The organism is Bacillus fonticola (genome assembly GCF_012955605.1).
In the GTDB taxonomy this organism is placed as follows: Bacteria; Bacillota; Bacilli; order Bacillales; family JC228; genus Bacillus_CG; species Bacillus_CG fonticola.
Window position 1 is genome coordinate 2,755,305 of the sequence record NZ_CP052135.1, and the last position, 12,986, is coordinate 2,768,290.

Here is a 12,986-nt window from a genome sequence, read left to right on the forward strand (position 1 = left end):
GCGCTCTTATATCAGGATTAACGCTCTTATCCGGGGATTAACGCTCTTATATCAGGATTAACGCTCTTATCCGGGGATTAACGCTCTTATCCGGGGATTAACGCTCTTATCCCGGAATTAACGCTCTTATATCGGGATTAACGCTCTTATTCGGGTTTGAACGCTCTTACCCGAGGATCGTGTTGTGTTCCAGAGGAGGAACCTTTGTGAAATTTGTTATTTCAGGCTTTTACGGCTTAGGAAATACTGGGGACGAGGCCATTTTAGAAGCCATTGTAGACAATTTACGAGATACATTTGATCACCCCGACATTACCGTCTTTTCACTTTCGCCTAAAGAGACCGCCCAAACTCACGGTGTCAAAACGGTCTACCGAGCGTGGAGACGGGAAAATAAGGAGAAGGTAAAGGCACTACGAGAAGCAGATGTACTCATTAGCGGTGGTGGAGGGCTATTGCAAGATACATATCCGACAAAGTTTTTGTTCGGTCCGCTTCCATATTATTTACTAATTGTTCTCTTAGCCAAAATATGTGGGACGAAGGTGATGTTTTTTTCGCAAGGAATCGGACCCGTAAATAGTCGTTGGGGAAAGTTTCTCATGTGGCTGCTTGCAAATCGAGCTGATCTTATTACCGTCCGCGATCAACATTCTAAAGACCTGCTTCACAAATTGCGTGTAAGAAAACCAGAAACGGTTGTCACAGCAGATATCGTGTTTGCGTTTCAGCCAAAGCCTGATGATGCTTGTATGAAAAGTTTACCTTTAGACGGACACGAGAAAAAAGTAGCCGTATCCATCCGTCCATGGTTTCAGGAACAGCGTCATTATATTGAACTTGCCAAAGCGTTGGACACGCTTATTGAAACGGAGCAAATCACTCCAATATTTGTACCGATGGAAGGGCATCACGACGTAAAAGCTTCTCGCTTCGTATTAGATCGAATGAAACACAGTGATCGTTGCCATTTGCTAGGGCCTGATTTTACGCCAAATCAATATTATCAAGCCATTGCTTCCTGCGAGATGACGATCGGGCTACGCCTGCATTCACTTATTTTCTCTACGTTAGCTGGTGTCCCGCATGTCGGGATTAGCTACGATCGGAAAGTGGAGAGCCTGTTGAAACGTTCGGGAATGTGGCCTTTTTCTTCTACTATTGAAGAGGTGAGTGCTACGAAAGTCGTGGAGAACGTACAACAAATCCTTCATGACCGCGAAACTTATTCTCACCAAGTCCAGACAGCAGCAGAAGGAATGAGAACAGAAGCTAAGAAGAATCTTGAACTTTTACAAAACTACTTTGCACCCACTATTAAGAAATAAGGAGAGGAGCCTAAAACATGAACATTCTGTTGGCAACCGTGTTTGATTACCCACATGCAGGAGGCTTGTCCACGCACGTTACGACATTGAAAGCTGGTTTAGAGGCTCGTGGACACGTTGTCGACGTAGTAAGTATTTCCGATGTTCCGAAAGCGCAACAATATCTTTTCGCTAAAGGGCCTAGCTTCGGCCTTAACAAGATGAAAAAGGGTCGCGGTATTTTGTGGAGTCGCCAAGCACGGAAAAACTTGTTAAAAGCCGTCATCTTAAGAAAGGCCAAGGAACGTCAATACGATATCGTGAACGCACAAGACGTATTCGCCACCTTTGCTTCTTTAGAGGCGGGTCTGCCTACTGTTTCTACTGTGCACGGATACATGGCATTTGAAGCAGTCAGTGCTGGATCCGTTCCACAGGGAAGTGAAGAGGAAGCCTTCTTGAAGAAAAAGGAAATTGAAGCATTCCAAACGACAACGGAAATTATTACTGTTGATCAACGTATTAAAGAGTACGTAAAAAAACAGGCAAATGTGGACGGGACAGCCATTCGAAACTTCATCGACATTCATGCATTTCAACCAGAAACGGAAAAACGTCAGGAGTTTCGGACCAAGCATGGGGTAAGCGAGGATGCCTTTGTATATTTCATCCCACGACGACTCACAAAAAAGAATGGTGTCATTTATCCGATTAAGTCTCTCCCTGCTGTGCTCAAATCACATCCGAACGTCCAGTTAATCTACGCGGGAACAGGTGAGTCACTTTCTGAGATGAAAGCTGAGATCGAAAGAGAAGGCTTAGCGAATTCGGTTCGTCTTCTTGGTGCGATTCCTCACCACGAGATGAAGGAATTTTACGCGCTCGCTGACGGTGTTCTTGTCCCGTCTATCCACTCTGCTGGTGTTGAAGAAGCCACTTCAATTTCCGCTTTAGAAGCAATGGGTTCTGGCATTCCACTGATTGCATGCGCAGTTGGAGGTTTAAAAGAAATTGTCGATCACAAGCAAGACGGCATTCTAGTGGAAGAAAAGAACATTCCGCAGCTTTCCGAAGCGATGATTCAATTGGTAGAACACCCTGAAGAGGGACAGCGAATGGCAACTGCCGCAAGATTAAAAATTGAAAAGCAGTATTCACATCTGACCGCGGCAGAAAAATACGAAGCGATCTATGAAAAAGCTATTCGTCACAAAAAAAGTTCAACGAGCGTGTAGATTTTTTCTACACGCTTTTTTTGCGAGAGAGGTGGAAAGCATGAATTCTTTAAAAAAAGCCGCTTTATGGATGAGCGGTTTGGCTATTTTAGTCAAACTCTCTGGCTTTTTGCGCGAAAGCGTTATTGCTAGTCAATTCGGTGTCAGTGAAGTGACTGACGGTTACTTGCTCGCTTTTTCGTTTATTACACTCGTCTTGGCCATGATTGCCAATGGCTTTAACAACGTTTTCTTACCACAATATGTACAAAACCGGAAAGAGCGTCCCGAGGAAACTGAACAAAATGCGAACGGGATTATGAATGCGACAGTACTCATCTTTATCGCGGCGACTGCTGTCGGATTCTTTCTAGTTCCGTTTTTAGTCCCCTTCATCTTTGGAAACATGCAACCAGGTACTGAAGCTGTAGCTGTTTCGATTACACAAGTGTTCGTTGCTTTTATGAGTATGATCGCACTTAATGGGATTCTAGATTCCTACCTACAGGGACGCCGTATATTCGTTCCTACTCAATTGTCCAAACTGTCACAAACACTTTTGGGGGCTGTCTTCGCTCTTGCCTTTTCAGAGTGGCTCGGTATCCATAGCTTGGCTTACGGATTTATAGTCGGGGTTTTCCTTGGGATTGTGATTCAACTCATCTTCCTGTTTAAGAACGGGTATAAATGGAGCCCTACGTTACGAGTCGAGCGCGATTATCGCAAAGCATTTCTCGTCCTGCTCGTTCCTGCGCTATTGAACTCAGTCGTCGGCCAAGTCAACATGTTCGTTAATAAATTTTTTGCTTCCGGGACGACTGAAGGGGCTGTCACCTATTTAAACAATGCCTCGTTACTCGTCACGATACCGCACAATTTGTACGCAACGACAGTAGCAACGATTATCTTTACGTTGTTGGCAGAGCGTGCATCAAACCAAAGGCAGTTTCAACAAACCGTTTTTGAGGGATTGCGCCTTTCCTATCTTACGCTACTCCCTACATCAGTAGGACTGTTTATAGTGGGACAACCTGCCCTAGAATTTATTTACGAACGGGGTGCCTTTACGAGTGAAGACACGTACGCCACCTATCTCGCACTTATCTTCTATTTACCTATGATCGTCACGCAAGGCATGCAATATATCGTGTCCAAGGCGATGTATGCCCAACATAAAACAGCAGTAGTGTTCCGTATTAGTGTAACAACGATCGCACTCAATGCCTTTTTAAATTGGCTCTTTGTCTACCCATTAGACTTTGGTTATCCTGGCTTAGCCTTATCAAGTTCTGCCGTTTCTTTCTATTACGTCTCTGCAACCATTTTCTTTGTCTATAAAGACTTTCCTCCAGCAGAGAGAACACGTTTGTGGAGCATGATTTTACGCGGACTCCCGGCAGTGCTCTTGATGGCGCTACCACTCTTTCTGTTACAGCAGTGGGACCCTTTTAATGGACTCTACTCCCTTGCACAGCTCGCCATTTTAGTCCCTATCGGAGGGTTGTTATACATAGTGGGATTACGTTTCTTCTATCGTGAAGGATTCCGACAGTTACTGCAGCTACTTAGAATACGTACAAAAGGTAGGAATGATTCATGAGGACATTGTGGATACGAGGAAGTGTTCTATTACTTGTTCTTGCTGTCATTGGAAGTTTGTATTGGTGGTTTACTCCTAATACCATTTCCAGCCGGTCTATTACCATGTTGGACGGCAGCACGCTTCGTCTTCAAGATCCGAATCAGGAACTCTCCTTTTTACTTGCTGAGACGAAAGCAAAAGGGGAAGAAGGGATCTACACCGACCAGACGTATGTATATGATGTGCTAGACGGTCGCAAAGAAATCGGCCAGTTTCAACTGACTCTTCGCACATTGGAAGATGGGGATACCTTTGTCTTCCATCGTACTGAAAATATAAGGTTTGCAGAAGAGTTACAACTATCGCTATCCGTCACGTTTCCTAACACAAATAGGTACGACTTCAACAATTGGGAAAAGGAAGCCCCCGTTCGAGAGCACGATGGGAATACTGGAATTGATCCCACGTCTTCACCGATCGGGGATGTACGCTTATATCGTTTTGATGATGAAAAGTACTCTCTAGTCGTTGGCAAAACGTATCAATCCATAACGCTGACGGAGCGATATGAAAATGGGGGGAAAAGTACCCTTCGTGAGCTTGTGGGTGAAAAAAGGCAAATGACATGGGCTGTTCAGGATACGCAGCTCACCTTAACCATTCCCATTACAGTAGCTAAAGGGGTTTTGAACGAACAGTGGTGGTTGCAGTCCTCTCAGTCTCTATTCACAAATGAAACTGCCAAGCAAGACTGGATTGACTTTCAAAACGTACAATACAAATCAGCAAACAATTGGCTTACAGATCAGGGCCCTTATAAAAAATTACCGTGGTCGATTGAACCATCGACACAGATGGGCTACGGTCGCAATCTTGGTGCAATGCAGGATCGCTATGCTTTGGCAGCCTATGAGACATCTGAGGAACGTTACTTTTGGGATTTAGTGTTGAATTCGACCGCAGATCTTTTGAATTACCGAAAAGAAAAAGGGACGAAGATGTGGGAGACAGAGTACACAAGTACATGGTTAAAGAAGCCTTACGGAACCACTGCTCCATACATCGACACACGCCATAATGAATTCATTGCTAAGTTTCTTACGCAAGTGGGGCAGCTCCTGGATTCTCCGACGTTACAGCAAGCCGAGTTAAATTACGCTGACTATCTTGTGGAGCAAGTAGAGATGAAAAACGTCATTCCGATCGGAGAAGGATTTGTGATTGCAGATTACTTCTCTCCTTACGATCGTTCTAAACAAACCCATGCCTCGATGAACCACATTTTAGGGGGTCTCAACATCCTTCTTACTGCTTATGAACAAACGAAGGAAGATTTGTATATCGAGACAGCGACGTCAATTTTAACAGCCCTTCAACAAACACGTGAAGGTTGGGTGCGTGAGGAAAACGGAGATCTGTGGTACCAAATAAACCCCGACCTTTCATTTGCTGGTGGCGACTACGAACAGCTAACACTTGTTGACTTATTACAAACATTCGACAATTGGAAAAGGTTGACGGGCGAGCAAAATCAAACACTTGCTTTTTTCATTGAAACGAAAGTAGGCTACTTGGAGTCTATTGATTTTGAAGTGTACGATGAGGTGAAGGGGGACTTAGTCCGATTAGGCTTTCCCCCTTACAAATCATCATGAATAAAGCGAGCAGAACCATACGAAACGGTTCTGCTCGCTTATTTGTTAGTCTGTAATAGGAATCTCATTGACATACACGGAGTAAATGTACGCCTCTTCTGCTTCGCGGGCGTCCGATATTACTTTGTACCAAATAGATCCATCCGATTCTGTTGTTTTATCAAGCAAAGCAACCGCCATTCCGCTATTTTTATACTGATAAAGGAACGTTGACGTTTCTACACTAGGTTGTGTCCGCACATTCAAATTGGTTGTGTTTGTGAGACCAATTTGGTATTTCCCTAAGTCTTTTCCACCGAGAGCCTTATCAGCTCGATACATTTGGCCAGCTACTTTCAATCCCCAGTGCGGGTCTGATGCGTACCGAACATTGATCCCCATCGCTTTGTTGCCGGGGTTCGGTCCATTAGCATAGTCACCGGCCGGATTCACGTAGTTCTTATTCAAATACTCCTCTATGAGTGCATCGACACTTTTTTCAGGAGTTGTATATGAACTACCATCTTCTGGATTTGAATCGAATACACGGATTCCGAATAGGTTGTTGTTATTTTGAGCATGGCTACTTGTACCGAAATCCGACTCGTGTATAGCCATTGCGAGAATGAGTAACGCGTTAATATTTTCTTCTTCTTCTTTTTGCTTAAGATACTCTCCTAAGCCGATCAGTTTGCTCTTCGTTGTAGCATCTTTGTATCTAATATATGTTTTAGGATCCTTTTTATAGCGATCTTCTACTAGTACAAGCATGTCTTCAATATAAGAATCTAACTCTTCTGCCGTGTAAGATGTCTCCGTCCGCGCAGGCAAAAGGTTGAAATAATTGTACTCTTTCCCTACTTGTTTTCCATCAAGCGTATAGAAAGTAGCTCCATCCCAACTTGTATACTTAACCCCTTGTTTCAGAAAACTTGGAGCTGGTCCAATAGCCAAACTCCCTTCGAATCGTTCTGTTCCAAAATTGTAGACGTAAAATACTAGATTCCCATCTGAATCAACCGTGAAATAAGAACGATCTTTTATTTGCTGTTTAGGTAGTAGCTTCACTTGTTCTTGCTTTACAAATACCTCTTGCCCAGCAACAGATACCTTAACGTAGTCTTCTGTCGCATCAAGGTATTTCATTTCGCGATTTCCTTGCACACCATATAGCATAGTAGTCAAAGAACTAGAGTCGTATACATACGTTTGATTAATTCCAGGGTTCACCTTCGTAATGACAAGACCGTCTTCCATATAAACAACTTGATCATCATAAGAAATGACAGTGTATTGATCGTCTAGCTGACTTTCGGCATCTTCGTATGATGTATACGTGCCCGCTTTATACGTCATCGTTCCATCACTTGCGATCGAACCAACTTTATAAGACAGTCCTGGTTCCTCGCCAGGTGCTGCTAGGTTCTGTTCCGCTTCTAGAAGCCGGTATACGAATGCCGCAGCTTCAGCACGTGTTGCCTCTTTTTTCGGGCGGAACGTAAATTGATCGTTGTCCTCTGGGAAACCTTGAATGATTTCATAGTAGGCATTCGCATACACTGCTTTAACAAACACTGAGGAAGTAAATTCAGCACGATCTAAAAACTCTATCGCTTTTTGTTCCTCAGGCATTTGTAAATAATCCATCGCTTTGGAGACTATTAGTGCAATCTCTTGACGATTAATTGTCTGGTTTGGTCGAAATTCATCTTCATTATAACCCGTAACTAGATCAGCTGCTGCTGCTGCGTTGATTCCTGCGGCAAGCGATGAACTTGACGGTACATCCTCGAACTGCTGTGAACCTGAGGGCAGTTTCAACGCACGAGCTAGATAGGTAGCGAACTCGCCACGTGAAATATCTTGAAAAGGCTTGTAGATGCCTTCACCATAGCCCTGAATTACCTCTTCCTCTATGAGACCTCGCATCTCTTGTTCTAATGAGATTCCAGTAATGTCATCTTTCGGTTCAGATGCAAAGACTGTCATGGAAGGAATTAGAAGTCCTATCACAAGTGCCCAAGCTGTCGGCTTTTTCCAAATGCTCATTTTGTCCCTCCTGTCTAAATTTGTCGTGCTCCTCTTCCATTCTACCAAGCTATATCCATTTTTGAATAGGTAAATTGATAGATTTCGAGGGAATTTGACAAAAAGAATCAAAAGAAACCGAACCTTCTCTCCTAGTAGAGTAGGTTCGGCTAGTAATATTCATGAAACTACAGCTTATTCGTACTGCTCGATGTATGCCTTCAACTCGTACGGATCGACCGCTGCACCTCTAAATACATCTCTCACTTTAATTTGGTAAGTGCCTTTAGTGAGGGATACGTAGTGGATTTCATCGTCTCCTTTTCCGTAATCATCACCTGAAAGAACGAGTTCTCCGTTTTGGTATACTTCAATTACTGCGTCGACCTCAGCCGATGTGTTCAGGCGCAACTTGTAAAGGGCATCTTGAGCCACGTTTAATTCATACCAATCTTCATCCCCGTAGTCCACACCTGTATTTAGGTTTCCTTCAACTGTCCAGAGTCGGCTAGACTGTTTCTTTAAAGGGAGTGGTGCGGAAGAACGGTTGTTTGTCACAACTGAATTAGCATCTTCATCATCTTGACTCAGTTCCGATAAAGTGAATCGGTAGGGCTTCACTGTAATGGAAGATTCTAAAGACATTCCTTCTAATACTAAGACGAAGTTTTTGCCTTTTTCCACCTGAAAACCACCATATTGTGTTGTCGGTAGCGTCATGCTAAGTAAATCTGGCATGACAGTTTGTGCTGTCGAAAATTCATCTTCGTCTACTTTACGATTGTTGTTTCTGTCTTCAAAAAGCGTAGCGATTCCCAAGAAATCACCTTGTATTTCTTTTGGAAGCTGCCTTTGCAAGGACTCACTCAGCTCTTTCTGTGCCAATTCAACGCCTAGAACTTGATCTTTCTTAGACTGGTAGTAGAAGGTATCTACGTCATACATTTTTGCAAAGTTACCTTCAAATGTGTTTCCAGGAATATCTTGTACTTTTTCCAGTTTGTCATTTGGCTCGTACTCATCTTGAATGTTAGTGGATACTGTTCGGGAACGGAATGAGTATGGGTCAAAACTTAACGCATCCATCATATAAGATGGTGTCACCATAACATAATACTCTTTTCCCTTTTCCAGGTTCGCAAATACCTCTACATCAGTGTCTTCACCGTAGTAGTCATATCCTCCTGATGCTACGTACATGATCGTTTCCCGTGTCACACCATTTTCATCTTCGTACTTATCAATTGTCACAATATCTAGATTTGCGATCCCTTCTGTTAGTTCAAAGGAATAGATTCCATCCTCTGGAGCCTCGTAACGATACCAATCTTCATCAAAACGCGCTTGGAGATAACCTGTCGTCGTGTCACCGTTGTAGTGTCGCAACGCATTTTGACGAATCTGTTCAATCCTTTGTTCCTCTGGATTCTGGATTGTAAATTCTTCTTCCGTTAAAGCACTAATTTTTGCTTTTTTTACTGCCATCTCAGTCTCCTCGGTTCCTTTCATTTCTTCAGGGAACTCGAGAACCGGTAGTCCATCTTCATCTTCCGGAAGAACCTTTCCTTCTGCTGAAAGAGTGTACGGTGTGATTGATTGAGCTACTCCTTCAGAAAGATCCATTCCTGGGTTCAAGAAGAAATCTACTGGACCGAAAAAGTAGGTTGCTTCGTTTGAAACTTTTACAACAAAACTTTCCCCCGCACCTGCTTCAAACGTTAACGATTCGTCTTCACCTGCTCCAGCACTATTTGTTTGGGCAATCGGATACGGTGTATAGATCTCGCCAGTACCTGGGAACGGAGCTTCTTCTTCGACGGGTACTTCTTCAAGCATTTCTAAATACTGAGCGTATTCTTCACCATTGTATACTTCAATATTGCCGTCAACGCCGGGAACTCCTGACAAGTCTACCTTGATCACCTGATCTTTGTCTGAAGTAATTTGGTAGTAATCGTCATCTACTTCGGTTTCTGTGTCTGCTGAATAGAATGTGTCCTCTATAGAGCCTGGAATTTCTTCAAAGACAGCAAGTTGTTGGTCACTAGAGCCGTCTGTGGGTTGTTGTGATACTCTGCTGAAAGAGAGCTCAAAGCTGTTGGCTCTTGCATCGGAGTCATCAAAACTTCCATTTACATCACGAATCCCAATATAAGCATTTCCGTCACGAGGTGCTTCGTATAATAAGCCTTCTTCGCCACCCTCTGTCACTTTGTTTACATCGGTTACATCGTGAGTAGCTCCACCTAAAAATCGAAAATCAATACCGTGATCAAATTCATCTGCACTACTTAAATTAAGCTGTAGTAATTCTCCCTTTTTAAGTGGCACTGCATACCATTTTTGCTCATAAGCATTTACAAAGGACCCTTCTACTGTTGCCTTCCCTTCAGAAAGCACTACCTCTGCTGCAAGATCCATTACGTCACCAGTTGGAATATTACTCGGTGTACCCTTTGGAGCCTGTGATACATCGAACTGTAGTGCAGCAACAGGATTTACAAGACCATTGCCAAACGTGGAATCGAAGCCCTTATTCCCTAGGTCTTCTGCAGTTTTTTCTAACACGTATTCAACTTGTGTTGGCGTCAGTTCTGGATACTTACTAAGAAGTAGTGAGGCAACTCCAGCTACTACAGGTGACGCCATGGATGTTCCGCTTAGGAATTCAAACGTAGATCCTTTTTCGTAATCATAGAACGGAGAGTAAATAGCCTCTCCTGGTGCTACGACATCGACAGACGAACCATATGAGCTAAAATCCGCAAGCTCTTTTTTATTGTTCACTGCGCCAACGCTGATGACACCTTCATAGGCAGCCGGATAGTTCTTGTCATCCGATCCATTATTCCCTGCGGCAGCAACGATGACCACGTTTTTTTGTAGTGCGTACTCGACAGCTTCTTCAATAACAGTTGAAGGGAACGGTCCACCTAAACTCATGTTGATGACTTGCGCTCCCTCGTCCACTGCTTTTCGTATCCCTTCCGCAATGGCATAATCCGTTGCGCCAAGGCCCCTGTTGAAGACGTCAATGGGTAGTATGTCGACGTTAGGGTTTACCCCATAGCCCCCAACACCATTCCCTTTTTCGGCGCCAATAATACCCGCCACGTGCGTTCCATGAAAATCTGCAATCGGCTGCCTCATCGGATTGACAGTATTATACCCTGGCAACATTTGACCGTCCAAATCCGGATGTTCGGCGTCAACGCCTTGATCAACAACTGCCACCTTTACTCGTTTTTCTCCTGCGAGCTGGAGTGCTTCTGGAATCTTCAACATGGATAAATAGTACTGCTCACTAGCTTTCGGGTCAGTAACTGTAGAGAATAATTGAAACTGTACGCTCGGTTGCACCGATTGTACCCCGTCATAGGTGCTGTAGGTGTTAATGGCATTATGTAATCCTTCTTCACCGTTTTGAACTTTAATGATTATGTGGCTTCCAATGTTCTTTATCACTGTTCCCCCAGCTTTTTGGTGCTGTAACGCTGTTAGTGGCTGTGATGTTTTCACCACTATTGTGTCTTTACTGAGTGCATCCACGGAATTTTGATCCGTTTTTTGTTTCCACTGTTCTTTGATGTCTGTCAACGAGGTAACAGATGCCGGGTTTGCATCCACCTTTTCCTTGGCTAATAAACTGCTTGGTGCGAGAGTCGAAACAACTAGACCCGCCACAAGTCCCAAACTGAGTAGCTTTTTGTATTGCATGCATTCACTCCTCCTTACGAGAGTTTTTGATAGGGTAGACACCCTACTATATAACTACGACCAAGTTCTCTAAAAGTTTCATATTTTTACAAATAAATAGTAAGTATTTGATTGAAACTTTTTACTTTTAGATTCGTCTATTCTAGTGATACAAAAAAATCCTAAAGGTTCGACCCCTAGGATTTATGAATGTATTTAATTTAATTTTATTTTATTTGGCACTATAGATTGCTGCAGCAAAGTCTGCTCTAGTCGCACGGTCTGTTGCTCGGAATGTAGGCGTTTTAAAGACCGATGTTTTATCACTAGCATATAAAGCTGAGATGGCGCTATATGCGTAATAGTTCGTAGCAATATCTGAATATACTACACTAGCTATGTGTGCACTGTTTCCTTTCAACTCAAATGCTCTATCGACAATAAGAGCCATTTCTGCTCTAGTCATGTATGACGATGGTTGAAACGTGCCATTCGTGAATCCTTGGATAATGCCTGCTTTTTTAATAGCTGCAATATCCTTAGCAAAACTCAAGTTTGGACTTACATCTGGAAAATTCGTTACACCTGAACCGTCTAGCTTTAACACCCGATTCATAATGGCTGCTGCTTGTCCACGAGTGACTGGGCTTTCTGGACGGAACTGGCCATTGTCAAAACCGTTAATCACCTTCTCATCGGCTAATGCCATAATAGCGTTATATGCTTGATGATCTTTGGAGAGATCTGCAAAATTCAATTCATACGACACACCACTAAGGCGTGCCCCTTTAACAAATCGCGGAGCCCAGTAAGGATTGTCCATTGAGTCAATCTTTATCCCGCTGCTGGTGGCACTAATGAATTGGTTATTCCCTATATAAAATCCTGAATGGGAGATTCCGGGTTTGTATGTATTTTCAAAGAAAATAAGGTCACCTGGTTTTAAATCATTTTTACTAATTGATGTTCCAATAGTAGATTGTGCTGCGGATGTTCGGGGTACATCTACGCCTACTTGATCTAGTACGTATTTAATAAATCCAGAGCAATCAAACCCCGCTGTTGGTGATGATCCACCGAACTGGTACGGTACACCTATGTATTCCTTCGATTCTTTTACCACTTCAGTGCTTTCTGCTCCTAACGCTTGTTCTGTCGCGAAAGGAAGCATCACCATCGCTATCGCACCTACGACAAATTTCTTCAGGATGTTCTTCATTTCTCGCACCTCGTTATCTCAATTCGCCATAGAGTGACGTTTTTCTACTTTTTCTTCTACGGCTAGTCTACCAGATAACACTGCTTTGGGAATTTACACTTGTGTTACAGTTCAGTTACTAAAAAACGACAAAACGTTTCTCTATTGGCTACTTTCCGAAAGACTGTTTTCAAAAAGATTGTTGCTTTATTAATGAAATCTCATTACACAGTAGCCATATGATGCGACGTACTGCTATGTTGATTTCCGCTGCAGGCGGACGCTTTCCGCGGGGCGGGCGGTGAGCCTCCTCGGCGCAAGCGCCTG

The 12,986-nt window shown here is 43.4% G+C and carries 7 protein-coding genes; 4 read left to right on the plus strand and 3 right to left on the minus strand.

Annotated features, from left to right (window positions below; translation table 11 throughout):
* Window positions 1-206 precede the first annotated feature (206 nt).
* From csaB to HHK01_RS13605, 4 genes are read left to right on the plus strand one after another with little or no spacing between them, the layout of a single operon-like run.
* Window positions 207-1,328 carry a polysaccharide pyruvyl transferase CsaB gene (gene csaB, locus HHK01_RS13590; protein WP_170008281.1) on the plus strand — a complete coding sequence of 374 codons (1,122 nt, stop codon included), beginning with the start codon at window positions 207-209 and terminating at the stop codon, window positions 1,326-1,328.
* A 17-nt stretch (window positions 1,329-1,345) separates the two neighbouring features.
* Window positions 1,346-2,542 (plus strand): glycosyltransferase family 4 protein, encoded by a 1,197-nt coding sequence (locus HHK01_RS13595; RefSeq protein WP_170008282.1) that lies wholly within the window; start codon window positions 1,346-1,348, stop codon window positions 2,540-2,542.
* A 40-nt stretch (window positions 2,543-2,582) separates the two neighbouring features.
* A complete protein-coding gene (murJ, locus tag HHK01_RS13600) occupies window positions 2,583-4,121 on the plus strand; it encodes a murein biosynthesis integral membrane protein MurJ (protein ID WP_170008283.1) in 1,539 nt (512 codons plus the stop codon).
* Window positions 4,118-5,758 (plus strand): hypothetical protein, encoded by a 1,641-nt coding sequence (locus HHK01_RS13605; protein ID WP_170008284.1) that lies wholly within the window; start codon window positions 4,118-4,120, stop codon window positions 5,756-5,758. Before murJ ends, HHK01_RS13605 begins: the two co-directional genes overlap by 4 nt.
* Before the next feature lie 45 nt (window positions 5,759-5,803).
* Here HHK01_RS13605 and HHK01_RS13610 read toward each other — a convergent pair whose 3' ends face one another.
* From HHK01_RS13610 to HHK01_RS13620, 3 genes are all read right to left on the minus strand, one after another.
* Window positions 5,804-7,786, minus strand: coding sequence for an S-layer homology domain-containing protein (locus HHK01_RS13610; RefSeq protein ID WP_170008285.1), 1,983 nt, complete (start codon window positions 7,784-7,786; stop codon window positions 5,804-5,806).
* A 174-nt stretch (window positions 7,787-7,960) separates the two neighbouring features.
* Window positions 7,961-11,482: a S8 family peptidase gene (locus HHK01_RS13615; RefSeq protein ID WP_170008286.1), complete on the minus strand. Its 3,522-nt coding sequence runs from the start codon at window positions 11,480-11,482 to the stop codon at window positions 7,961-7,963.
* A gap of 211 nt (window positions 11,483-11,693) precedes the next feature.
* Window positions 11,694-12,680, minus strand: coding sequence for a C40 family peptidase (locus HHK01_RS13620; protein WP_170008287.1), 987 nt, complete (start codon window positions 12,678-12,680; stop codon window positions 11,694-11,696).
* Window positions 12,681-12,986 lie beyond the last annotated feature (306 nt).

Bases quoted from the DNA above. Each gene is read 5' to 3' on its own strand.
- HHK01_RS13595 (WP_170008282.1), top strand. From the start codon at position 1,346: ATGAACATTCTGTTGGCAACCGTGTTTGATTACCCACATGCAGGAGGC.
- murJ (WP_170008283.1), top strand. From the start codon at position 2,583: ATGAATTCTTTAAAAAAAGCCGCTTTATGGATGAGCGGTTTGGCTATT.
- HHK01_RS13605 (WP_170008284.1), top strand. From the start codon at position 4,118: ATGAGGACATTGTGGATACGAGGAAGTGTTCTATTACTTGTTCTTGCT.
- HHK01_RS13610 (WP_170008285.1), bottom strand. From the start codon at position 7,786: ATGAGCATTTGGAAAAAGCCGACAGCTTGGGCACTTGTGATAGGACTT.
- HHK01_RS13615 (WP_170008286.1), bottom strand. From the start codon at position 11,482: ATGCAATACAAAAAGCTACTCAGTTTGGGACTTGTGGCGGGTCTAGTT.
- HHK01_RS13620 (WP_170008287.1), bottom strand. From the start codon at position 12,680: ATGAAGAACATCCTGAAGAAATTTGTCGTAGGTGCGATAGCGATGGTG.